Source organism: Microbacterium saccharophilum, assembly GCF_007992455.1.
GTDB classification, from domain to species: Bacteria; Actinomycetota; Actinomycetes; order Actinomycetales; family Microbacteriaceae; genus Microbacterium; species Microbacterium saccharophilum.
Map to the genome: position 1 here is coordinate 37,077 of NZ_BKAH01000002.1, position 20,107 is coordinate 57,183.

Annotated in this window: 22 protein-coding genes and 3 tRNA genes; 18 read left to right on the forward strand and 7 right to left on the reverse strand. The window is 71.3% G+C overall.

The genetic code is table 11. The annotated features are described in order from the left end of the window. Positions 1–5: 5 nt before the first annotated feature. Complete coding sequence (locus MSA03_RS02220) at positions 6–482, reverse strand: MarR family transcriptional regulator (protein ID WP_170245438.1); 477 nt, start codon at positions 480–482, stop codon at positions 6–8. Between the two features lie 159 nt (positions 483–641). Here MSA03_RS02220 and MSA03_RS14710 point away from each other — a divergent pair, with 159 nt between their 5' ends. From MSA03_RS14710 to MSA03_RS02235, 4 genes are read left to right on the forward strand one after another with little or no spacing between them, the layout of a single operon-like run. Continuing rightward, complete coding sequence (locus tag MSA03_RS14710) at positions 642–764, forward strand: DUF8730 family Cys-rich protein (RefSeq protein WP_503826265.1); 123 nt, start codon at positions 642–644, stop codon at positions 762–764. Beyond that, the gene (locus MSA03_RS02225) at positions 761–2,452 is read left to right on the forward strand and encodes an FAD-dependent oxidoreductase (RefSeq protein ID WP_147049497.1); all 1,692 of its coding nucleotides are present in this window, start codon (positions 761–763) and stop codon (positions 2,450–2,452) included. The genes MSA03_RS14710 and MSA03_RS02225 overlap by 4 nt, the downstream gene beginning before the upstream one ends. Next, positions 2,445–2,708, forward strand: coding sequence for a metal-sensitive transcriptional regulator (locus MSA03_RS02230; RefSeq protein ID WP_147049498.1), 264 nt, complete (start codon positions 2,445–2,447; stop codon positions 2,706–2,708). Before MSA03_RS02225 ends, MSA03_RS02230 begins: the two co-directional genes overlap by 8 nt. Before the next feature lie 25 nt (positions 2,709–2,733). Continuing rightward, a complete protein-coding gene (locus tag MSA03_RS02235) occupies positions 2,734–2,895 on the forward strand; it encodes a DUF8730 family Cys-rich protein (RefSeq protein WP_147049499.1) in 162 nt (53 codons plus the stop codon). Between the two features lie 21 nt (positions 2,896–2,916). Here the strand turns inward: MSA03_RS02235 and MSA03_RS02240 are convergent, their stop codons facing one another. Then, positions 2,917–3,216, reverse strand: coding sequence for a metal-sensitive transcriptional regulator (locus MSA03_RS02240; protein ID WP_147049500.1), 300 nt, complete (start codon positions 3,214–3,216; stop codon positions 2,917–2,919). Positions 3,217–3,293: 77 nt separating this feature from the next. Between MSA03_RS02240 and MSA03_RS02245 the strand changes: the two genes are divergently transcribed. After that, positions 3,294–5,753, forward strand: a complete 2,460-nt coding sequence (locus MSA03_RS02245) for an HAD-IC family P-type ATPase (protein ID WP_147049501.1) — start codon at positions 3,294–3,296, stop codon at positions 5,751–5,753. A gap of 75 nt (positions 5,754–5,828) precedes the next feature. Here MSA03_RS02245 and MSA03_RS02250 read toward each other — a convergent pair. The 3 genes from MSA03_RS02250 to MSA03_RS02260 all read right to left on the reverse strand — a co-directional run bounded on the left by MSA03_RS02250 (position 5,829) and on the right by MSA03_RS02260 (position 6,145). Then, positions 5,829–5,901, reverse strand: a tRNA-Phe gene (locus MSA03_RS02250). A 71-nt stretch (positions 5,902–5,972) separates the two neighbouring features. After that, a tRNA-Asp gene (locus MSA03_RS02255) sits at positions 5,973–6,046 on the reverse strand. Between the two features lie 26 nt (positions 6,047–6,072). Further along, a tRNA-Glu gene (locus MSA03_RS02260) sits at positions 6,073–6,145 on the reverse strand. Positions 6,146–6,365: 220 nt separating this feature from the next. Between MSA03_RS02260 and MSA03_RS02265 the strand changes: the two genes are divergently transcribed. Next, positions 6,366–7,781, forward strand: coding sequence for a M23 family metallopeptidase (locus tag MSA03_RS02265; RefSeq protein ID WP_244946287.1), 1,416 nt, complete (start codon positions 6,366–6,368; stop codon positions 7,779–7,781). Positions 7,782–7,853: 72 nt separating this feature from the next. Here the strand turns inward: MSA03_RS02265 and MSA03_RS02270 are convergent, their stop codons facing one another. After that, on the reverse strand, positions 7,854–8,387 hold the full coding sequence (locus tag MSA03_RS02270; protein WP_028496649.1) for an inorganic diphosphatase: 534 nt from the start codon (positions 8,385–8,387) through the stop codon (positions 7,854–7,856). A 155-nt stretch (positions 8,388–8,542) separates the two neighbouring features. Here MSA03_RS02270 and tilS point away from each other — a divergent pair, with 155 nt between their 5' ends. Continuing rightward, positions 8,543–9,544: a tRNA lysidine(34) synthetase TilS gene (gene tilS, locus MSA03_RS02275; RefSeq protein ID WP_147049503.1), complete on the forward strand. Its 1,002-nt coding sequence runs from the start codon at positions 8,543–8,545 to the stop codon at positions 9,542–9,544. Here tilS and MSA03_RS02280 read toward each other — a convergent pair. Next, complete coding sequence (locus tag MSA03_RS02280; protein ID WP_028496647.1) at positions 9,541–10,071, reverse strand: DUF937 domain-containing protein; 531 nt, start codon at positions 10,069–10,071, stop codon at positions 9,541–9,543. The two genes, tilS and MSA03_RS02280, sit on opposite strands and share 4 nt — an antisense overlap. Before the next feature lie 148 nt (positions 10,072–10,219). Between MSA03_RS02280 and hpt the strand changes: the two genes are divergently transcribed. The 11 genes from hpt (at position 10,220) to lysS (ending at position 20,099) form a co-directional block, all read left to right on the forward strand. Next, entirely contained in the window at positions 10,220–10,771 is a 552-nt protein-coding gene (gene hpt, locus MSA03_RS02285; protein WP_028496646.1) for a hypoxanthine phosphoribosyltransferase, read from the forward strand. 67 nt (positions 10,772–10,838) lie between these two features. Then, entirely contained in the window at positions 10,839–12,848 is a 2,010-nt protein-coding gene (ftsH, locus tag MSA03_RS02290; RefSeq protein WP_147049504.1) for an ATP-dependent zinc metalloprotease FtsH, read from the forward strand. Positions 12,849–12,857: 9 nt separating this feature from the next. Continuing rightward, complete coding sequence (gene folE, locus MSA03_RS02295; protein ID WP_147049505.1) at positions 12,858–13,448, forward strand: GTP cyclohydrolase I; 591 nt, start codon at positions 12,858–12,860, stop codon at positions 13,446–13,448. After that, positions 13,445–14,242 (forward strand): dihydropteroate synthase, encoded by a 798-nt coding sequence (gene folP, locus MSA03_RS02300; RefSeq protein ID WP_147049506.1) that lies wholly within the window; start codon positions 13,445–13,447, stop codon positions 14,240–14,242. Before folE ends, folP begins: the two co-directional genes overlap by 4 nt. Continuing rightward, complete coding sequence (gene folB, locus MSA03_RS02305) at positions 14,239–14,607, forward strand: dihydroneopterin aldolase (RefSeq protein WP_028496642.1); 369 nt, start codon at positions 14,239–14,241, stop codon at positions 14,605–14,607. Before folP ends, folB begins: the two co-directional genes overlap by 4 nt. Continuing rightward, positions 14,604–15,143, forward strand: a complete 540-nt coding sequence (folK, locus tag MSA03_RS02310; protein ID WP_028496641.1) for a 2-amino-4-hydroxy-6-hydroxymethyldihydropteridine diphosphokinase — start codon at positions 14,604–14,606, stop codon at positions 15,141–15,143. Before folB ends, folK begins: the two co-directional genes overlap by 4 nt. After that, positions 15,140–15,634, forward strand: coding sequence for a DUF3180 domain-containing protein (locus MSA03_RS02315; RefSeq protein WP_028496640.1), 495 nt, complete (start codon positions 15,140–15,142; stop codon positions 15,632–15,634). The genes folK and MSA03_RS02315 overlap by 4 nt, the downstream gene beginning before the upstream one ends. Continuing rightward, positions 15,579–16,205 carry a PH domain-containing protein gene (locus MSA03_RS02320; RefSeq protein WP_028496639.1) on the forward strand — a complete coding sequence of 209 codons (627 nt, stop codon included), beginning with the start codon at positions 15,579–15,581 and terminating at the stop codon, positions 16,203–16,205. The genes MSA03_RS02315 and MSA03_RS02320 overlap by 56 nt, the downstream gene beginning before the upstream one ends. A gap of 83 nt (positions 16,206–16,288) precedes the next feature. Beyond that, positions 16,289–17,848, forward strand: a complete 1,560-nt coding sequence (locus MSA03_RS02325) for a PH domain-containing protein (RefSeq protein ID WP_307725221.1) — start codon at positions 16,289–16,291, stop codon at positions 17,846–17,848. Then, positions 17,845–18,552: a DUF2520 domain-containing protein gene (locus MSA03_RS02330; RefSeq protein ID WP_147049507.1), complete on the forward strand. Its 708-nt coding sequence runs from the start codon at positions 17,845–17,847 to the stop codon at positions 18,550–18,552. Before MSA03_RS02325 ends, MSA03_RS02330 begins: the two co-directional genes overlap by 4 nt. A gap of 26 nt (positions 18,553–18,578) precedes the next feature. Next, positions 18,579–20,099, forward strand: a complete 1,521-nt coding sequence (gene lysS / locus MSA03_RS02335; protein WP_147049508.1) for a lysine--tRNA ligase — start codon at positions 18,579–18,581, stop codon at positions 20,097–20,099. Positions 20,100–20,107 lie beyond the last annotated feature (8 nt).

Consider the following 20,107-nt stretch of genomic DNA (forward strand, 5'->3'; position numbering starts at 1 on the left):
CGTCGTCACGCGTTCTGGTGCTCCGCCGGCTCCACCGCGCGCGCACGCTGCGCGACGAGCAGATCGTGCAGGTGCTCGAGGGCCGGAAGGGCTGCGGCCAAGGCAGCCCGCTCTCCGGCGGACAGTTCCGCGGCGGCGTCCGCGACGATGGCGGTGGACACCGCGTCGAATCTGTCGGCCAGGGCGAGCGCCTCGGCGGAGGCCACGACCTCCACGTGCCGTCGGTCGTCGGCCCGCGGTCGACGCGCCACGAGACCATTGATCTCCATCGCGGTCAGGAGGTTGCTGACGGTGGTGCGATTGAGCCCCAGGAGGATCGACAGATCACCGGGCGAGCGCACGGTGCCGCGCGGCAGGGCGCGGATGACGTCCACGTGCGAGTCCGGAATGTGCGGCAATCGATCCCGTTGCCGGGCCGCCGCGGCCAGTGCGCGGCGAAGCGGTGAGATGACGGCCGCGAGCCGTGCAGCATCGAAGCTCATGTGAACCCCCCTTGGCACACGATGAGCCATCGTCGCCCACGGGGCGCGGTTTGTCGAGGGGGCGCGTCGAGACGCGTGCCTGCGATCGTGCGAGCTCGGGGAAAGATACCCCCGGGGGTATGTTAGTCTGATGCCGAGCCGATCAGAAGGGGCGAGATCATGTGCAGTCGAGTGACGTGCGATGTGTGCGGGAAAGCGACGTGGGCCGGTTGCGGTCAGCATGTGGAGGAAGCGCTCTCGGGCGTTCCGGAAGAGCAGCGCTGCGCGGGGCACGTGCGATGAGGATCGTGATCGTCGGTGGTGTCGCCGGCGGGATGAGCTGCGCGGCGCGAGCCCGGCGCCTCGACGAATCCGCCGAGATCGTCGTCCTCGAACGGGGCGCCCACGTGTCCTTCGCGAACTGCGGCCTCCCCTACTTCGTCGGCGGTGAGATCACCGACGAGCGCGCACTGCTGGTCCAGACGCCGGAATCGTTGCGCAGTGCGCTCGCGCTGGATGTCCGTCCACGCAACGACGTCATCGCGGTCGACGCGGACGCCCGCACCGTCACCGTCCGCACCGACGACGGCCTTGAGCAGATCAGCTATGACGCGCTCGTGCTCTCGCCCGGAGCGTCCGCTTTCGTGCCGCCCATCCCCGGCGTCGACTCGCCGCGTGTGCGAACGCTGCGCTCGGTCGAGGACGCCATCGCGCTGCGGGACAAGGTCACCGGCGGAGCCCGTCGGGCGGTCGTCCTCGGGGCGGGATTCATCGGCGTCGAAGCCGCGGAAGCGCTCGCGGCGCAGGGGCTCGAGGTCTCGGTGGTCGAACTGGCGCCGCAGCCCCTGCCGCCCGTGGAGCCGGAACTGGCATGGCTGGTCTCCGAAGAGCTGCGCGCACTCGGGATCGATCTGCACGTCGGCGTCGCCGCCACCGCCATCCAGCACGGTCCGGATGCCGACACGGTCGTCCTCGCCGACGGCTCGGAGCTCGCGGCGGATCTCATCGTCATGTCCGTCGGGGTCCGTCCCGACACGGCGGTCTTCGAAGAAGCCGGCGTCGCCTGCGAACGGGGCGCGATGATCGTCGACAGCCACGGCCGCACCAGCATCCCCGGCATCTGGGCGGTCGGCGACGCGACGCTCAGCGTCGACCCGATCACCGGCACGCGACGCCCCGTCGCCTTGGCGGGCCCCGCCAACCGGGCCGGCAGGCTCGTCGCCGACGACATCGTCCGGCCGGGCACCGCGCGGGAGATCCCGCAGCCCGTCGGGACGGCCATCGTGCGCGTCGGGTCGCTCACCGCCGCGCTCACGGGGGCGAACCGTGCGACGCTCGATGCCTCCGGCGTCACCTACCGGACACTGCACCTGCACGCGAACCAGCACGCCGGGTACTTCCCGGGGGCCAGCCAGATCCATCTGATCGTGCACGTCGCCCCCGGCACCGGTCGGATCCTCGGCGCGCAGGCGGTCGGCACCGAAGGCGTCGACAAGCGGATCGATGTCCTGGCGACCGCCATCCGCAGCGGCCTCACCGTCGACGAGCTCATCGACCTGGATCTCGCCTACTCGCCGCCCTACGGGCAGGCGAAGGATGCCGTGAACCTGACGGGCATGGTCGGCGAGAACGTCCTGAACGGAACGCTCGACCTCTGGTACGCGCAGGATCTCGACGAGGTCCTCGACACCGCGCTGGTCCTGGACGTCCGGCGCCGTGACGAGTGGGTGACGGGACACCTGCCGGGCGCGCTCCACATCCCGCACACCGAGCTGCGTGAGCGCATCGACGAGGTGCGTGAGCGTGCCGAGGGGCGTCCGGTGCGGGTGATGTGCGCGTCGGGCGTTCGCTCGGCCATCGCCCACCGGCTGCTCGCCCAGTCGGGCATGGACTCCGCATCCCTGTCGGGGGGCATGCTCACGTTGCGCGCCACGCTGGGCGCGCGGGCGGCGCACATGCTCGCGACCGAAGCGGTGGTGCAGGGTGGCTGACGCGCAGCGGCTCATCTCGAACAGGCTGCGCCGAGCGCGCGGGCAGCTGGATGCGGTGATCGCCGCGGTCGACGATTCCGGGTCCTGCCGTGACGTCGTCACCCAGCTCGCGGCCGTCTCCACCGCGCTCAACCGCGCCGGCTTCGCGGTCGTCTCGACCGCGATGAAGGAATGTCTCGCCACCCCCGAGGGTGAGCGCAGCGATGCCGACCCGACCACGGAAGAGCTCGAGAAGCTCTTCCTCATGCTCGCCTGACCACTCATCAAGAGGAGAAAAGCCCATGTGCTACGCCGTCACGTGCAAGAAGTGCGGAAAGACGACCTGGTCCGGATGCGGCCAGCACGTCGACCAGGTCATGCGCGGTGTCCCGAAATCCCAGCGCTGCGAAGGCCACGCGCACGAACCGTCCAACGGGTTCTTCGCCCGCCTGTTCGCACGCTGACGGCAGGCGCGCGCCGAGGGTTCAGGCCAGCGTCAGGAAGAGCTTCTCGAGCTCTTCGGGCGTCATCGACTGGTCTTCGGGGTCGGCCAGGCAGGTGCGCATCGCCGACGCCACGATCGCGTAACCGGCCCGATCGAGCGCTTTCGAGACCGCCGAGAGCTGGGTGACGACGTCGCGGCACTCAGCTCCGGCCTCGACCGCCCTGATGACCGCGCTGAGCTGGCCCTCGGCGCGGCGCAGGCGGTTCACGATCTTGCGCTGCTGGGCCGCCATGTCTGCTGCGCGGTCGGCATCGGACACCGCTGCTTCGATGCTGTTCATGGGGATCCTCGCTCCGGTTCGTTCGGTACCGCACCAGGATACCCGCCCGGGTATCTTGCGGGGCCTAAGGTGTCGGCATGGACCCCACGGCCGCTCCCGCGCCTCCGGTACCGGCCGGCCTGACGCCCGCCGAGGTCCCGCGGCGGGTCGCCGACGGCCGGACGAACGACTTCACCGTGCCCACGAGCCGCTCGTGGGGGTCGATCGTCCGCTCGAACGTCTTCACCCTGTTCAACGGCATTGTGTTCGCGTGCTTCGCCGGGCTCCTGGTGCTGGGTCGGTGGCAGGACGCCCTGTTCGGTTTCGCGGCGATCGGCAACACGCTGATCGGGTCGTATCAGGAGATCCGCGCCAAGCGGGCGCTCGACAGACTGGCGCTGCTCAACGCGCCGCGGTCGTGTGTCCGCCGGGCCGGCGCAGAGTCCGAGATCGCGCCCTCGCAGGTGGTGCTCGACGACATCCTCGTCCTGCGGGCCGGGGATCAGGTCGCCGCCGATGCCCGCACGCTGCAGGGGCAAGGCCTCCAGGTGGACGAGTCCATGCTCACGGGGGAGTCCGACCCGGTCGACAAGCAGCCCGACGACGAGCTGCTGAGCGGCTCGGTCGTCGTCTCGGGGCATGGAGCGGCGGTCGTCACGAGGGTCGGCGCCGACTCGTATGCCAATCGGTTCGCCGCCGAGGCGAAGAAGTTCTCGATGATGCGCTCCGAGCTCAAGGAGAGCGTCAACCGCGTCCTGAGGTGGGTGGCGTGGGGTATCGGGCCGGTCGCCGTGCTGGTGACCAACGCCCCGGTGCAGGTGCGGGGGGGCTGGCGGAAGGCGTTCGCGGACGGGTCGTGGAATCAGGCCGCCGTCGACTCGATCGCCGTCATCATCGCCATGATCCCGCTCGGGCTCGTGCTGCTCACGAGCATCGCGTTCGCGATCGGCGCCGCGCGCCTCGCCCGGGAGATGGTGCTCGTGCAGGAGCTGCCGGCGGTCGAAGGGCTCGCGTGCGTGGACGTGGTCTGCCTCGACAAGACGGGCACGCTGACCCTCGGCGACATCGCGTTCGATGCCGAGTACCCGCTCGACGAACGCGGGGCGTCGGGATGGCGGGATGTCCTGGCCTGGTTCGGCGCGGCACCGGAGGCCAACGCGACGGCGCGGAGCCTCGCAGGCGGTTTCGCGGTGTCGACGCCGCTGACGCCGGCGCGGCAGATCGCGTTCTCCTCCCGGCGCAAGTGGACTGCCGTCTCCTTCACGGGCTCCCACGACGGCACGTGGGTGCTCGGCGCGCCGACCATGATCTTCCCGGATGCCGGAGACCGCTCCGTGCCGTGGGCCGGAGCGAGCGCGGCCGGCGGACTCGGATCGCTGGAGGACATCGTCGCCGAACTCGCCTCGACGGGACGGCGAACGCTGCTCATCGCCCACTCCGCACATGAGCTGGATGCCGTCTCCGAGAAGACCGAGGCGCTCCCGGAAGGGCTCGATCCCGTCGCGATCGTGACGTTGTCGGAGCGGCTGCGCCCCGATGCGGCCCAGACGCTCGGCTACTTCGCCGACCAGGGCGTCGACGTCAAGATCATCTCGGGGGACGACCCGAACACCGTGGCGGCGATCGCGCGACAGCTCGGACTCGCGGTTCCCGAGGGCATCGATGCTCGCACGCTGCCGGGCGACGCCGTCGCGCTCGGCGATGCGCTCGAACGGCACACCGTCTTCGGGCGGGTCGCGCCGGAGCAGAAGAAGGACATGGTCATCGCGCTGCAGCAGCGTGACCATATCGTCGCGATGACCGGTGACGGCGTCAATCATGCTCTCGCGATCAAGCAGGCCGACATCGGCATCGCCATGAACTCCGGCTCCGCCGCGACCAAGGCGGTTGCGCGTCTCGTGCTGCTCGACGGTCGCTTCTCGCACCTGCCGACGGTCGTCGCCGAGGGGCGACGCGTCATCGCCAACATCGAGCGCGTGTCCGTGGTCTTCCTCACCAAGACCGCCTACGCCACGGGCCTCGCGATCCTCTTCGGACTCATGCTGATGCAGATCCCGTTCCTCCCGCGGCAGCTGTCCGTCACCGACGGGCTGACGATCGGCATCCCCGCGTTCTTCCTCGCCCTCCTCCCCAATGTCCAGCGTTACCTGCCGGGCTTCCTCCGCCGCACGCTGAGCTTCGCGATTCCCGCAGGCACGGTGATCGCGCTCGCGCTCACGGCCTACTCGCGCATCGCCGGGGACGGGTGGGACGTCCCGATCGAGGAGATCCGCACGGGGTCGGTGATCCTGCTCGGCATCCTCGGCCTGTGGGTTCTCGCGCTCATCTCGCTGCCGCTCACCTGGACGAAGTTCGCAATCCTCGCCGCGATGGTGCTGGGGTTCTTCCTCGCCCTGAGCGTCCCCGTCGCCATTCGGTTCTTCGAGCTCGTCCTGCCGCGGCCGGAGGCGATGGTCCTGCTCCTCTGGGTTGCCGCTGGCGGCATCGCCCTGATCGCGATCGCGCGCATCGTGCAGCAGTCGTTCTTCCGCCGCCCCGGCACGCGGCGTCGCGGGTGAGGTGGACACGAGAAACCGCGCCTGACCGCGGGCATGAAGAAACCCCCGGGAGTAGAAGCCTCCCGAGGGTTTCAGTGGCTCCGACGGGCGTCGATCCCGTGACCTCACGATTTTCAGTCGTGCGCTCTACCAACTGAGCTACAGAGCCGAGCGGCATCCGAAGAATGTCACTCCCGAGACGAAGGGCCCTTCTCGATGAAAAGGGCCCGTCGCTCGAAGCGACCCTGACGGGACTTGAACCCGCGACCTCCGCCGTGACAGGGCGGCACGCTAACCAACTGCGCTACAGGGCCATGCTTATTCAGTTGTGTGGAAAGGGTGACCCCAACGGGATTCGAACCCGTGCTACCGCCGTGAAAGGGCGGCGTCCTAGGCCGCTAAACGATGGGGCCGAGCGAACCCGGAGGCTCACGCTTACCGACGCTCAAGCATACGCAATCCCTCGCCGAATCGGAAATCGCGGGCGCGGCAGCCGCTCTCGAGGGGCTGTCCGGGTGAGGATGTGGGTGCGCTGCACCTCCTTCGGCGAGAAGATGGCTCTGGGAAACACTGGGCTCGTGTGACAGCTGTTGCTAATGTGAAAGCTGTTGCCCGATGACGAGAGGTGGTTCCGTGCGGTCTGAAACCTCGGAATCTGCTGAGGAATGCGGTTGCGCTCCCACGCCGAAGGAATGGCGTGCCTTCCGCAGTCCCCTGTCGCGCCGCGGCGCCATCGGCCTGGGTGTCGCCGGGATCGCCGGCGCCGGCCTTCTTCTGGCATCCCCCGCGTGGGCCGCGTCCTACCCGTCATGGGACGACGTTCAGCGCGCCAAGGCCAACGAGACCAGCAAGGCATCCGAGGTCAGCCGCATCGAGGGACTGATCTCCCAGCTGCAGCGCGACGTCGCGGACAAGCAGGCCATCGCCGAGCGGCTCGGCTACGAGTACGACCTGGCGCAGCAGGCGTTCGAAGAAGCCGCGGACCGCGCCCGCTCCCTGCAGGAGCAGGCCGATGCGGAGGAGCGCCGCGCAGCTGAGGCCGCCGGCAAGCTCGGTCGCCTGGCGGCACAGCAGTACCGCACCGGCGGCGACGACACCTCGCTCCAGCTGTTCTTCTCCGACTCCGCCGCGAGCGCCGACGACCTGCTCGCACGTCTCGGGACGATGGACCAGCTCCTCGCCGCGAACAAGAACGTCTACGCGGCCGCGATGGCAGCGCGCGACAACGCGCAGAGCCTCAGTGATCAGGCCTCCGTCGCCCGTGACGAACGCGACCGGCTGCAGCGCGACGCCGAGCAGAAGATGGTCGCCGCGCAGAACGCCGCGATCGCCGCGCAAGCCGCACTGGACGCGCAGACCGAGCACCTCGACACCCTGCAGGCGCAGCTCGCCGCACTGAAGGACACCACCGCCAAGACGATCGCCGATTACCAGGCGGGTGTCGAAGCGGAGCGCAAGGCCCGCGAGGAACGCGAGCGCCGCGCCCGCGAGGAGGCGGCACGCAAGGCCGCCGAGGAGGAGGAGCGCCGTCGGCGCGAAGCCGCGGCGGCCGCGGCCGCCAATGCCGGCAACAACGGCGGCGGTGGCGGCGGTGGTGGCGGCGGCGGCAGTCCCGCCGGCGAGGTCCAGAGCTCCGGGTGGGTCCGTCCCGCGGCCGGGTGGATCAGTTCGTGGTTCGGCGCCCGCGGCACGATCTGTGCCAACGGGCACTGCACGTCCAGCGGACACCGCGGCATCGACTTCGCGCCCGGCTGCAGTGCGCCCATCTACGCCGCGGCGTCGGGAACCGTCGTCTTCGCCGGGCTGAGCGGCAGCTGGGGCAACTTCGTCAAGGTCGACCACGGCGGCGGCATCGTCACCGGGTACGCGCACATCAAGCCCGGCGGGTTCAACGTCTCGTACGGCCAGCGCGTCTCGGCCGGTCAGGTCATCGCGTACGTCGGCAACACCGGCGCCTCCACCGGATGCCACCTGCACTTCGAGGTATACAGCGGCGGCGAACGGATCGACCCCGCGTCCTTCCTCCGCGCCCGCGGCATCTCCGTCTGACGCCGGGCGGCGACCCCCGAACGCAGAAGAGCGGATGCCGTGGCATCCGCTCTTCTCGTGTGCTGAGGGGTCTCAGAGGGTCTTCGGCGCGTGGCCCTCGCCCTGCGTCGCGGTCTGCGCGTCGTGCTCCTGGAAGCGGTCGAACGCCTCGGACACGAGACGCTCCGCCTCGGCGGCGTCGCCCCACTGGTCGACCTTGACCCACTTGCCGGGCTCGAGATCCTTGTAGTGCTCGAAGAAGTGGTTGATCTCGCCCTTCGTCCACTCGTCGAGGTCGCCGACATCCTGGATGTGCGCCCAGCGGGGGTCCTTCGCGAGCACCGCGACGACCTTGTCGTCGCCGCCGGCCTCGTCGAGCATCTTCAGGACGCCGACGGGGCGGACCTTGGCCATGACGCCCGGGTACAGGTCGCGGTCCAGGAGCAGCAGGACGTCCAGCGGGTCGCCGTCCTCGCCGAGGGTGTCCTCGAAGAAGCCGTAGTTGGCGGGGTAGCCCATCGGCGTGAACAGCACGCGGTCGAGGAAGACGCGGCCCGTGCCGTGGTCGACCTCGTACTTCACGCGGCTGCCGCGCGGGATCTCGATGACGGCGTCGTAGGCGCCCATGTGGTTCTCCTTCGGAAGTGCGGAATGCCGCGCACCAGCCTAGTCGGCGGCCGTCCGGGCCGTAACTCCGCCCGGATCGACCCTTGCGGCCGCCGTGGGCAGCGCTACGACCGCAGAGGCGGAGTTACGACACCCCCCGGCGGTACCGTGGCCTCGTGGAGCACCGTCCGAGCCTCGATCCCGCCGTCGCCGAGATCCGCCGCGCGGTGCGCGCCGCCCTCGCGGAGATCGACGGCCCCGTGATCGTCGGGCTGTCCGGCGGGCCCGACTCCCTCGCGCTCGCCGCCGCCGTCGCGTTCGAGGCGCCGAAGGCCGGGCGCACCGCCTCGGCTGTCGTCGTCGACCACGGGCTGCAGGCCGGGTCGGCCGGCGTCGCCGACCGCGCCGCGCAGGCCGCGGAAGCCCTGGGGCTCCCCGCCCGCATCGTGCGTGTCGAGGTCGGCGGGGACGGTGGCCCCGAGGCCGCGGCCCGGGACGCGCGCCGCGCGGCCCTGCGCAGCGCTGCCGACGACGCCGGGGCCGCCGCCATCCTGCTCGGTCACACGCTCGACGACCAGGCCGAGACGGTGCTGCTGGGCCTCGCACGCGGCTCCGGCGCCGCCAGTCTCGCCGGCATGGCCGCGGCGCGGGACGACGACGGCGTCGTCTGGCTCCGTCCCCTGCTGGCCGTCCGGCGCGCGACGACGCGCGCGGCGTGCGCGGCGGAGGGCCTCGAGCCGTGGGAGGACCCGCACAACCTCGACCGGCGCTTCCTCCGCGTCCGGGCGCGGCACGATGTCCTGCCGCTCCTGGAGACCGAGCTGGGTCCGGGCGTCGCGGAAGCCCTCGCCCGCACGGCGGAGCAGCTGCGCGAGGATGCCGACGCGTTCGCCGAGATGATCGAGGAGACCATCGAGGACATCGTGGAGCCCGCCGAGGCGGGCATCGCCGTCTCGGTTCCCGCGCTCGCCGCGAACCCGCCCGCGCTCCGGCACCGCATCATCCGGCACGTCGTGGCGAGCGAGTTCGGCGCGAGCCTGACGCGCTCCCAGACCCTCGAGGTTGCCCGGCTCGCGACCCACTGGTCGGGTCAGGGCCCGATCGATCTGCCCGGATGCCGCGCGACCCGCAGCGGAGCGCGCATCGTGTTCACGGCATCCGGGAACGCGATCGTCTAGCGCTTCCCGCCGAACAGGCCGCCGAGCAGGCCGCCGATGTCGATCCCGCCGGCCTTCTGGCCGCCGCCGGACCCGCCGCCGAGCAGGCCGCCGATGAGGTCGCCGATGCCGCCGGAGGATTCCTGCGCGGCCCCGCCGGTCTGCTTCTTCTTCGCAAGGAGCCCGAGGATGATCGGGGCGAGCATCGGCAGCAGCTTCCCGAAGTCGATGCCGGCCGTCTGCGGCTCGGAGGTCAGCGTCTGCGCGACCTGGTCCTTCTGGCCGCCGAAGACATGTCCGAGGATCTTCTCGCCGTCGGCCGTGTCGACCTGGTCGAGGTCGACGGAGTCGCCGAGTCCGGAGTGCTTCGCGAGCGCCGCGTCGATCGCGGAGGCGCCCTCCGGGGTGGCGGCGTTGCGCTGCAGACCGCCGAGGATCGCGCCGCCGCCTTCCTGCACCGCCTGCGCCGCGGTCGCGGGGTCGACCCCGAGCTTCGCGGCCACCTGGTCGATCGGCAGCATGCCGAGGATGTCATCGAGTCCGGCCATGAGGGCTTCCTCCCGTGTCGTGAACGGGCGGCGTTGCCCGTCGCGGGTCAGCCTAGGCCCGCCGCCATCCGATCCGCCTCCCCTTGCGGGGGAGGTGCTCGCCTCGCTAGCGTCTCGGCGCCCGGACGCGAGTGCCTAGACTCGGAGCATGCGCGCGGCCGACATCGCTGACCAGCTCTCCACCGTTCTCGTCACCGAGGAGGAGATCCAGAAGAAGCTCCTCGAGCTCGCGCAGCGCGTGGATGCCGAGTACGAGGGCAAGGATCTGCTCCTGGTCGGCGTGCTGAAGGGCGCCGTCATGGTGATGGCCGACTTCGCCCGTCACCTGCAGCGCGACATCACGATGGACTGGATGGCGGTGTCGTCCTACGGCGCGGGGACGAAGTCCTCCGGGGTCGTGCAGATCCGCAAGGACCTCGACACCGACCTGCACGGCAAGCACGTCCTCATCGTGGAGGACATCATCGACTCGGGTCTGACGCTCAGCTGGCTGCTGGAGAACTTCCAGTCCCGAGGCGCGGAGTCGATCGAGGTGCTCGCGCTGCTGCGCAAGCCGGATGCCGCGAAGGTCGTCATCGACTGCCGCTACGTCGGCTTCGACATCCCGAACGAGTTCGTCGTCGGCTACGGCCTGGACTACGCGGAGCGGTTCCGCAACCTCCGGGATGTCGCGGTGCTCGCGCCGCACGTCTACAGCTGAGCGCCCGGTACGCCGTGGGCGAATGCACAGTCGCCGCATAGATGCTGCGCGGTAGCCTTTTCGGACCATGGACTTCAAGAAGCTCTCGCGCAACCCGTTCGTCTACGTGTTGCTCATCGGCGTCCTCCTCCTGATCGGCATGACGCTGATCTCGAGCCTCACCGGCGCCAAGCAGGTCACGACGCAACAGGGACTCGAGCTGCTCGAGGGCGGCACCGTCACCGAGGTGACCACCACCGACGGCGACCAGCGGGTGGACATGACCCTGTCCAAGCCGTTCGAGGGCGCCACGCAGGTGCAGTTCTACTACGTCGAGCCCCGCGCCGACGAGATCGTCGCCGCCGTCGACGCCGCCGACCCGAAGGAGGGCTTCAACGACGTCGTCCCGCGGGCCACCTGGTTCGACGGGCTGCTCTCCCTCCTGCTCCCGCTGATCCTCCTGGGCCTGCTGTTCTGGTTCCTGCTGTCCTCCGCGCAGGGCGGCGGCAACAAGGTCATGCAGTTCGGGAAGTCCCGCGCGAAGCTCGTCAACAAGGAGACCCCCACCGTCACCTTCGCCGACGTCGCCGGCGCCGACGAGGCCATCGAGGAGATGCAGGAGATCAAGGACTTCCTGAAGGACCCGGCACGCTTCCAGGCCGTGGGCGCCCGCATCCCGAAGGGCGTGCTGCTGTACGGCCCTCCCGGAACCGGCAAGACCCTCCTCGCCCGCGCCGTCGCCGGCGAGGCCGGCGTGCCGTTCTACTCGATCTCCGGTTCGGACTTCGTCGAGATGTTCGTCGGCGTCGGCGCGAGCCGCGTCCGCGACCTGTTCAACCAGGCCAAGGAGAACTCCCCGGCCATCATCTTCATCGACGAGATCGACGCCGTCGGCCGTCACCGCGGCGCCGGCATGGGCGGCGGGCACGACGAGCGCGAGCAGACGCTCAACCAGATGCTCGTCGAGATGGACGGCTTCGACCCGAAGGTCAACGTCATCGTCATCGCCGCGACGAACCGTCCCGACATCCTCGACCCGGCGCTGCTGCGCCCCGGTCGCTTCGACCGCCAGATCGGCGTGGACGCGCCCGACCTGAAGGGCCGTCAGCGCATCCTCGAGGTGCACGGCCGCGGCAAGCCCCTCTCCCCGTCGGTGGACCTCAACGTCATCGCGCGGAAGACCCCGGGCTTCACCGGCGCCGACCTCGCCAACGTCCTCAACGAGGCCGCGCTGCTCACGGCGCGCTCGAACGCGCAGCTCATCGACATGCGCGCCCTCGACGAGGCGATCGACCGGGTCATCGCGGGTCCGCAGCGCCGCACGCGTGTCATGCGCGACAAGGAGAAGCTGATCACCGCCTACCACGAGGGTGGGCACGCGCTCGCCGCGGCGGCGATGAACCACACCGATCCGGTCACGAAGGTCACGATCCTCCCGCGCGGCAAAGCCCTCGGCTACACGATGGTGCTGCCGATCGACGACAAGTACTCGATCACCCGCAACGAACTCCAGGATCAGCTCACCTACGCGATGGGCGGCCGTGTCGCCGAGGAGATCGTCTTCCACGACCCGACCACCGGCGCCTCCAACGACATCGAGAAGGCCACCGGCATCGCCCGCAAGATGGTCACCGAGTACGGCATGACCACCGACGTCGGCCCCGTCAAGCTCGGCTCCGCCTCCGGCGAGGTCTTCATGGGCCGTGACATGGGCCACGGCCGGGACTTCAGCGAGCGCATCGCCGAGCGCGTCGACGGTCAGGTGCGCGAGCTCATCGAGCAGGCGCACAACGAGGCCTACGAGGTCATCAACGCCAACCGCGACATCCTCGACAAGCTCGCCCTCGCCCTGCTGGAGAACGAGACCCTCGACCACCTCGAGCTCGAGGCCATGTTCAAGGACGTGAAGAAGCTCCCGCCGCGCCCGCAGTGGCTCTCCAGCGCCGAGCGTCCCGTCTCCACGCTGCCGCCGATCGACGTGCCGCAGCGCCAGGACGAGGCCGGGCTCGCCGCTGCGACCGAAGCGGCGGAGCAGACCGCCACGCAGAAGGCCCCCGCGCTCCGCGCGACGGGACAGGCGCGCCCCGCGACCGCCTAGGCTCGGGTCGTGGCCGTCGACCGTGACCGCGTCGCCGCTCTGGTGCGCGAACTGCTCGAGGCGATCGGGGAAGACCCGGATCGTCCCGGACTGAAGCTCACCCCGCAGCGCGTCGCCGACGCGTACGCGGAGTTCTTCGCCGGTGTCGGCGAGGATGCCGCGGCTCCGCTCGCGCACACCATCTCGGTGACCCGCGGGCCCGCGCCCGACACCCTGCCGTCCGGGGCCGTGATGCTCCGCGATGTGCGGTTCCGCTCGGTGTGCGAGCACCACCTCCTGCCCTTCGCCGGCCACGCGCACATCGCGTACCTGCCCGGCGAGCAGGTGGTCGGGCTCGGCGCGCTGCCCCGCGTCGTGGACGTGCTCTCCGCCCGGCCCCAGGTGCAGGAGCGGCTCGGCGAGCAGATCGCCGACGTCATCGCCGCGTCCCTCGACACCCGTGGTGTCCTCGTCATCCTGGACGCCGTGCACGAATGCGTGACGATGCGCGGTGGCCGGCAGCCCGACGCCTCCACGGTCACGATCGCCGCTCGTGGTGAGCTGGCCGAGCCCGCCGCCCGCGCCGAGGTCATCGCGCTCCTCGCCGGGGGCGCCGCATGACGCTCGTCATGGGGGTCGTCAACGTGACCCCCGACTCGTTCAGCGACGGCGGCCGGCATCTCCGGGAGGACGACGCCGTCGCGCACGGCGAAGCGCTCCGCGTCGACGGCGCCGACATCCTCGACATCGGGGGCGAGTCGACCCGCCCGGGCGCCCCGCGCGTGGACGCGTCCGTCGAACAGGAGCGGGTCCTCCCCGTCATCGCCCGGCTCGCCGCGGCCGGCGCGATGCTCAGCGTCGACACGATGAACGCGGCGACCGCGGTCGCGGCGGTGGCCGCGGGGGCCCGCATCGTCAACGACGTCTCCGGCGGTCTCGCCGACCCCGACATGCTCGCGGCCGTCGCCGGCACCGACGCCGACATCATCCTGCAGCACTGGCGCGGCCACTCCGCTGCCATGTACGAGCCGGCACACTACGCCGACATCGCAGCGGAGGTCATCGGCGAACTCCAGCAGCGGGTGCAGGCGGCGACGGATGCCGGCATCCCGGCGGAGCGGATCATCCTCGACCCCGGATTCGGCTTCGGCAAGCAGCCCGCCGACAACTGGGTGCTCGCCCGCGACCTGCCGCGCCTCGTGGGGCTCGGGTTCCGGGTGCTGGTCGGGACGAGCCGGAAGCGCATGCTCGCGGTCGCGACCGGCGACGATGCGACCGAGCAGGCCAAGGATCTCGCGACCGCCGTGACGAGCGTCCTGGCCGCGCAGGCCGGGGCGTGGGGCGTCCGCGTGCACGACGTGGCGGCCACCCGCATCGCCCTCGCGGTGCGCGACGAATGGGAGGGACGCGGATGACCGACCGCATCACGCTGACCGGCATCCGCGCGACGGGACACCACGGGGTGTACGACGCGGAGCGCCGCGACGGCCAGGAATTCATCGCCGACGTCGTGCTGGGCATGTCGCTGCGGGCCGCCGCGGCGAGCGACGACGTCGCCGACACCGTGCACTACGGCGAGTTCGCCGAAGAGGTCGCCGCGATCCTCTCCGGCGACCCGGTCGACCTCATCGAGACGGTCGCCGAGCGGATCGCCGACGCCGCGCTGCGGCATCCGCTCGTGGAGACCGTCGCCGTCACGATCCACAAGCCGAGTGCGCCGATCGCCGTGCCGTTCGGCGACGTCTCTGTGACGATCGAGCGGGAACGGGGCGCATCATGAGCCGCCGCCTGGCACAGGGCCCGGGCGACCCGCCGCCGCCGGCCGCCGGGACGCCCGTCCGCGCCGTGGTCGCGCTCGGCGCGAACCTGGGCGATCGCGCGAAGACGATCGTCGCGGCCCTCGCCAACCTCGGTCGGCTGCCGCTGACCGACGTGGCGGCATCCGCGGAGCCCATCGAATCCGTCGCCGTCACGCTCGACGGGCCGGACACCTCGGCCCCCGCCTATCTCAACACCGTCGCCCTGCTGGAGACGCGGCTCGCGCCGTCCGTGCTGCTGGCCTACCTGCACGCCATCGAACTGCACCACGGGCGGGAGCGCCGCGAACGGTGGGGCGATCGCACGCTCGACCTCGACCTCGTCGCCTACGGCGATGTGCGCAGCGACGCACCGGAGCTGACCCTGCCGCACCCGCGCGCCGCGGAGCGCCACTTCGTCCTGGAGCCCTGGCTGCGGATCGACCCCGACGCCGAGCTCCCCGGCGTCGGACGCGTCGCGGACCTGCTGGCCGCGCTGCGATCGGGAGGCGACGGGTGAAGCGGACCGGAGCGAGCCTCCTCCTGACCGCCGCCCTCGTCGGCGCGGTCGTCGGGTTCGTCGCCGACCAGCTGCTGACCGCCGGCGGGCGGCCGACGTTCACCCCGTCGCTCATGCTGCCCGTGCTCCTCGTGCTGCTCGGCGTCATCATCGTGGTCCTCGCGCTGCCCATCCGTCGCGCGATCACCGGCTCGGGCACGGCGCCGGTCGATCCCTTCCGCGCCGTCCGCATCGCGATGCTCGCGAAGGCGTCGAGCATCGTCGGCGCGTTCGTCGCCGGGGTGGCGCTCGGCCTCCTCGCCTTCCTGCTCACCCGACCGGTCACGCCCTCGTTAGGCTCGACGGGTGCGGTGGTGGCCGCCGTCGTCGGCGGTGTCGTCCTCGTGGCGGCCGGCCTCGTCGCCGAACACCTCTGCATCATTCGGAAGGACGACGATGACGAACAGCCCGGACCCGACGAGCCCGGCTTCGGACTCTCCCACCACGACTGAGGCGGGTGCCGACCCGGCGCCCGCCCACACGGGTGCCGACGAGGTGATGGATGCCGGAACCTTCCGGCGCATCGTGGAGCCCCGCAGCGCGAACCGGCTGCCGCTCGGCGACGGGACGTGGCACCAGGTGTCCCCCAAGTACCTCGTCGTGCAGTTCATCTCCAACGGCGTCGTCCTGGCGCTCATCCTCGCGGTCGCGCTCGTGCTGTTCTTCGCCCTCGACCAGGCCTGGGTGTGGATCCCCGCCGGCATCGCGCTGGTGGTCATCGGGCTCACCCTCGCCGTCCTCCCGCGTCAGGCGCGGTCGATCGGCTACCAGCTGCGCGCCGACGACCTCGTCTTCCGCCGCGGCATCCTGTGGCAGCGGATGGTCGCCGTCCCGTACGGCCGGATGCAGCTCGTCGACATCACGCACGGCCCTCTGGACCGCGGCTTCGGCATCGCCCAGCTCAAGCTCGTGACCGCCGCGGCATCCACCGGCGTGACCATCCCGGGGCTCAGCCAGACGGCCGCCGAGCGTCTGCGCGATACCCTCATCGACGTCGCCGAGACCCGCCGGACCGGACTGTGACCTTCCCCACCGACCCGGCGGCCCAGGCCGCGCCCCCACCAGCGCACGCCGGGGCGGGCGCCGCGGCGCCCCCGCCTGCGCGGGTGCGCTCGCCGCTCAGCGACGGCGAGTGGCACCGGCTGCACCCGCTCACCCCCGTGATGCGCGGGGGGCTCTTCATCCTGGTGCTCACCGGCATCGTCGTCACCAACCTCCGCGACCGGCTGATCGGGCTGTTCCTGCCCGCGATGGGGCCGGACGGGGAGAGGTTCGATGACTACGAGGGCGACCCCATCGACTTCATCGTCGCCAACAACCTGATCCTCGTCGCGCTCGCCGTGGTCCTCGGCGTGCTCGTCGTGCTGCTCGCGGTCTTCTGGATGTCGTGGCGCTTCCACACCTTCCGCATCACGGGCGACGACGTCGAGGTGCGCAGCGGCGTGCTGTTCCGCACCCACCGGCGGGCGCCCCTGGACCGGGTGCAGGGTGTGAACCTCACGCGGCCGATGGTCGCGCGGCTGTTCGGGATGGCGAAGCTCGAGGTCGTCGGGGCGGGCCTGGACTCGAACGTCAAGCTCGAGTACCTCTCCACCGGTAACGCCGAGACGATCCGCGGCGACATCCTCCGGCTCGCGTCGGGCCGGCAGCTCGGCGACGCCGTGGCGCCGGGGGCGGCGGGGATGCCGCTGGGCCGTGCCGCCGTCGCGACCGTCGGGGCGGGGATCACCGGGCTCATCGACGGCGCCGAGGAGCCCGTCGCCGAGCCGGCATCCGTCGTGCACATCCCGCCGGCGCGGCTCATCGTCGCGCACCTGCTCTCCGGCTCGACGATCTGGCTGGTCCTGATGGTGATCGCGGCCATCCTCGGCTCGGTCTTCGGCACCCCGTGGATCCTGTTCTCGCTCATCCCGACGATCATCGGCTTCGGCGCGTACTGGTTCCGGCAGATCACGCGGTCGCTGCGCTACTCCATCGCCCCGACGCCGGCGGGCGTGCGCGTCACGTTCGGGCTCTTCACGACCATCACCGAGACGCTGCCGCCCGGCCGCATCCACGCCGTCGAGATCCGGCAGCCCATCCTGTGGCGCCGCTTCGGCTGGTGGGCCATCCGGGTCAACCGGCTCTCCGGGCGCGCCGCGACGGACACGCAGAGCCTGCAGTTCGCCGAGGTGCTGCCGGTCGGGACCCGCGCGGACGTGGAGCGGGTGCTCGGCCTCATGCTGCCCGCGCTCGACGCGCGATGGGAGGACGTCGCCGACCACGGCCTGTGGGGGCCGACGGGCGACGACCCGTACACGACGACCCCGCGGCGCGGCCGGTGGCTGCGGCCGCTGTCCTGGCGGCGCAACGGATTCCTGCTGACCCCGGGCGCGCTGTTCCTCCGCCGCGGCTTCCTGCAGCGGGCGCTCGTCATCCTCCCGCTCGCGCGCCTGCAGTCCATCCGCGTCAGCCAGGGCCCCGTCGATCGGCGCCTCGCGCTCGCGAACATCACGGGGCACACCGTCGTGGGGCAGGTCAACGGGCACCTCGGCATCCTCGACGTCGGCGATGCGACGGGCATCTGGCGGGCGACCGCCGACGCCGCCGTCGCCGCCGCCGCGGGCGACCGCTCGCACCGGTGGGATGCCGAGGCGCCCGGGGCCGACGCGGAGGAGAGCCCGTGAACCGCGGGGGACGCCTCGGCGTCGGCGTCATCGGCGCCGGCCGCGTGGGACCTGTGCTCGCGGCGGCGCTCGCGGGTGCCGGGCACGCGCTGACCGGCATCACCGCGGGGTCCGACCCGGAGCGGGTCGAGGCCGTGCTCCCCGGCGTCCCGACGCTCACGGCGGATGACGTCGTCCGCCGCAGCGAGCTCGTCATCCTCGCCGTGCCGCACGACGAACTGCCCGGACTCGTGACAGGACTGGCTGAGCTCGGGGCGTGGCAGGTCGGCCAGCTCGTCCTGCACACCGACCCGGCGTACGGCATCGATGTGCTCGCGCCCGCCGCCGCGCGCGGCGCCATCCCGCTCGCCGTCCACCCGGCCGTGGCGTTCACCGGCACGAGCATCGACCTGCGTCAGCTGCACGACGCGTACGCCGCCGTGACCGCGCCGGCCGCGGTGCTGCCGATCGCGCAGGCGCTCGCGGTCGAACTCGGCTGCGAGCCGATCGTCATCGCCGAGTCCGACCGTCCCGCGTACGGCGAGGCCATCGCCACCGCGACGGAATTCTCGGCATCCATCGTGCGGCAGTCCGCGGCCCTCCTCGCGCAGGCGGGCGTCGACGAACCCGGCCGGTACCTCTCCGCCCTCGTGCACTCCACGATCGACCGGGCGCTCACCGACGCGGGCGGCGCAGGAGAGCCCGAGGTACCGCCGATAGACTGAAGGGTCGATTCCGAGGAGCCCTGAACATGACCGACGCGTCTGCGCCCGTGACCGCCGAGCCCGAAGAGGACGTCTTCGAGCAGAAGGCGGTGCGCCTCGCCAAGCGGGAGCGTCTCCTCGCGGAGCGCACCGACGCCGCCGGCGGCGCCTACCCGGTCGCGGTGCCGGTCACCGACACGATCGCCGCCCTGCGCGAGCGCTTCGCCGACCTCGAGGCGGGGGCCGAGACCGGTGTGACGGCATCCGTCGCCGGACGCATCGTCTTCAGCCGCAACACGGGCAAGCTGTGCTTCGCGTCGCTGCAGGCCGGTGACGGCAGCCGCATCCAGGCGATGGTGTCCCTCGCCGAAGTGGGCGAGGAGTCGCTGCAGGCCTGGAAGGACCTCGTCGACCTCGGGGACCACGTCTCCGTCACGGGCCAGGTCATCTCCAGCCGCCGCGGCGAGCTGTCGATCATGGTGTCGGACTGGACGATCGCGGCCAAGGCGCTCCTGCCGTTGCCGAACCTGTACACGGAGCTCAGCGAGGAGAGCCGTGTGCGCTCCCGCTTCCTCGACCTGATTGTCCGCGACGAGGCCCGCGCGACCGTGCTCGCCCGCGCGAAGGCCAATGCGAGCCTGCGCGCGACCTTCGCGCGCCACGACTTCGTCGAGGTCGAGACACCCATGCTGCAGGTGCAGCACGGCGGTGCGGCGGCACGCCCGTTCGTGACCCACGCCAACGCGTTCGACGCCGACCTCTTCCTGCGCATCGCGCCGGAGCTGTTCCTCAAGCGCGCCGTCGTCGGCGGCATCGACCGGGTCTTCGAGATCAACCGGAACTTCCGCAATGAGGGCGCCGACTCGACGCACAGCCCGGAGTTCGCGATGCTCGAGGCCTACCAGGCGTACTCCGACTACAACGGCATCGCCGATCTCACGCAGGAGCTCATCCAGAACGCGGCGGTCGCGATCGCCGGAACGACCGAGGTCACCTGGGCCGACGGGACCGTCTACGACCTGGGCGGCGAGTGGGACCGCATCTCGATGTACGACTCCCTCTCCGCCGCAGCCGGCCGCGCCGTCACCCCGGAGACCACGTTCGAGGAGCTGCAGGCATTCGCCGCCGAGGTCGGCGTCGAGGTGCCGGAGAAGATCGCGACGCACGGCAAGCTCGTCGAGGAGCTGTGGGAGCACTTCGTGAAGGGCGACCTCGAGCGCCCCACGTTCGTCATGGACTTTCCGCTGGACACGAGCCCGCTCGTCCGCGAGCACCGCACGATTCCGGGCGTCGTGGAGAAGTGGGACCTGTACGTGCGCGGCTTCGAGCTCGCGACCGGGTACTCCGAGCTCGTCGACCCCGTCATCCAGCGCGAGCGCTTCGTCGAGCAGGCGAAGCTCGCCGCCCGCGGCGACGACGAGGCGATGCGGGTAGACGAGGAGTTCCTCCGGGCCCTCGAGCACGGCATGCCCCCCACGGGCGGTATGGGCATGGGCATCGACCGGCTCATGATGGCCATCACGGGTCTCGGCATCCGCGAGACGATCCTCTTCCCGCTGGTCAAGTAGTCCCGGGC

Coding starts and splice junctions, on each gene's coding strand:
- MSA03_RS02220 (WP_170245438.1), bottom strand. CDS start 482: ATGAGCTTCGATGCTGCACGGCTCGCGGCCGTCATCTCACCGCTTCGC.
- MSA03_RS14710 (WP_503826265.1), top strand. CDS start 642: ATGTGCAGTCGAGTGACGTGCGATGTGTGCGGGAAAGCGACGTGGGCC.
- MSA03_RS02225 (WP_147049497.1), top strand. CDS start 761: ATGAGGATCGTGATCGTCGGTGGTGTCGCCGGCGGGATGAGCTGCGCG.
- MSA03_RS02235 (WP_147049499.1), top strand. CDS start 2,734: ATGTGCTACGCCGTCACGTGCAAGAAGTGCGGAAAGACGACCTGGTCC.
- MSA03_RS02240 (WP_147049500.1), bottom strand. CDS start 3,216: ATGAACAGCATCGAAGCAGCGGTGTCCGATGCCGACCGCGCAGCAGAC.
- MSA03_RS02245 (WP_147049501.1), top strand. CDS start 3,294: ATGGACCCCACGGCCGCTCCCGCGCCTCCGGTACCGGCCGGCCTGACG.
- MSA03_RS02270 (WP_028496649.1), bottom strand. CDS start 8,387: ATGGGCGCCTACGACGCCGTCATCGAGATCCCGCGCGGCAGCCGCGTG.
- MSA03_RS02280 (WP_028496647.1), bottom strand. CDS start 10,071: ATGGCCGGACTCGATGACATCCTCGGCATGCTGCCGATCGACCAGGTG.
- hpt (WP_028496646.1), top strand. CDS start 10,220: ATGCGCGCGGCCGACATCGCTGACCAGCTCTCCACCGTTCTCGTCACC.
- ftsH (WP_147049504.1), top strand. CDS start 10,839: ATGGACTTCAAGAAGCTCTCGCGCAACCCGTTCGTCTACGTGTTGCTC.
- folP (WP_147049506.1), top strand. CDS start 13,445: ATGACGCTCGTCATGGGGGTCGTCAACGTGACCCCCGACTCGTTCAGC.
- folB (WP_028496642.1), top strand. CDS start 14,239: ATGACCGACCGCATCACGCTGACCGGCATCCGCGCGACGGGACACCAC.
- folK (WP_028496641.1), top strand. CDS start 14,604: ATGAGCCGCCGCCTGGCACAGGGCCCGGGCGACCCGCCGCCGCCGGCC.
- MSA03_RS02320 (WP_028496639.1), top strand. CDS start 15,579: ATGACGAACAGCCCGGACCCGACGAGCCCGGCTTCGGACTCTCCCACC.
- lysS (WP_147049508.1), top strand. CDS start 18,579: ATGACCGACGCGTCTGCGCCCGTGACCGCCGAGCCCGAAGAGGACGTC.